At 74.5% G+C, this 1291-nt stretch carries 2 protein-coding genes; both read right to left on the bottom strand.

Features of this window, described 5'->3' with window-relative positions:
* The coding region (gene mnmC2, locus AC1D12_RS33490; protein WP_477845400.1) for a tRNA (5-methylaminomethyl-2-thiouridine)(34)-methyltransferase MnmC2 at positions 1-695 on the bottom strand (695 nt) is incomplete at its 3' end.
* The coding region (locus AC1D12_RS33485; protein ID WP_477845399.1) for a heme-dependent oxidative N-demethylase subunit alpha family protein at positions 692-1291 on the bottom strand (600 nt) is incomplete at its 5' end. The genes AC1D12_RS33485 and mnmC2, both read right to left, overlap by 4 nt.

Genomic DNA, 1291 nt, shown 5'->3' with positions numbered 1-1291 from the left:
AACCGGGCCAGCGTGATGTCGCGCTTGCCGCCGCGCCCCGGCGTCCGCTCCACCTCGAAGCCGGCCGTCACCAGCCCGTCGCGCACCGCGCGTGCGGAACTCCAGGTGGCGGCCGTCGCGCCCGGGGCGGCCAGCCGGCCGAGGGTCTTCAGCAGGCGGCTGTCCCAGGCATCGGGGTTGCGCGCGGGGGCGAAGCCGTCGAGGTAGAACGCATCGACCTCGGCCACCAGTTCGGGCAGCCAGTCGCGCGCGTCGCCGAGCGCGAGCAGCAGCTGGACCCGGCCGCCCTCGAACGAGAGGCGGTGCAGGTTGGGCGTCAGCGGCGGCCAGGCGGCTTCGAGCTGCGGCGCGAGCGCGGCCCATGCCGGCTCGCGCGGGACGTGCTGCAGGTCATCGCGGCGCAGCGGGTTCAGCTCGGTCGAGACGAAGACCAGCGTGTCGCAGCGCTGCGCATCGCGCCGCCAGGCATCCCAGGTGGCGAGGAAGTTGTTGCCGAGGCCGAAGCCGGTCTCCAGCACGACGAAGCGCGTGCGGCCCTGCCAGCGCTGCGGCAGCTGGTTGCCGCCGAGGAAGACGTGCAGGGCCTGCTGCGCTGCGCCGGCGAGCGGGTGGTAGACATCGCCATGGCGCGGCGAGAACGGCAGCCCCTCGGGCGACCAGCCGAGCTCCGCCGGCACGATCGGGCGGCTGTTCATGCTGCGCGGCGCGCGAGCCAGTCCAGCAGGCGGTCGCGCGCATCGGTCAGGCCGCGGTAGGCCAGCACGGCGGGGCTCATCGTCGACAGCGCATCGTGCACCTGGCGCGCCTGCGCAGGGTCGGCCAGCGCCTGCGCGAGCGGCGTGACGCTGACACGGATCGTGAACACCGCCTGGCGCACGCCCGGCACCGGGATGAAGGTCTGGTGCTCGGTGCGGAAGAAGGCGCGCGCCGCGAGCTCGTCGGCCGTGGCGGCCGGCGACCACGGCGCCGGGTCGACGCGGTCCGGGTGCGCATGCAGCCGCGGGTGCCGCGTGATCGTCCAGACGAAGCGCTCCCAGCGATCGGGCTGCGTGACGAGCCGCGCGAGGTGCTCGCCGGCGTTGACGAGCAGCAGGTTGTCGGCGACCGGGGCGTGCACCTCGGCGAAGTGCCGGCCGACTTTCTCTTCGGGTGCCCAGTTCGACGGCAGGCACACCGCGAGCCACGGGATGCGGGCGCTGTCGCCGTCGATGACCGCGAAGTCTTCGGCGAACGCGAGGCACAGCAGCGCCGGCAGCCGCCATTCGCGCGGCAGGGCCGACAGGCAGCGGCC

This window comes from Rhizobacter sp. P1_G5, assembly GCF_056405435.1.
The sequence above is the reverse complement of the archived record's forward strand: the minus strand, read 5'-3'. Positions and strand labels throughout refer to the sequence as shown.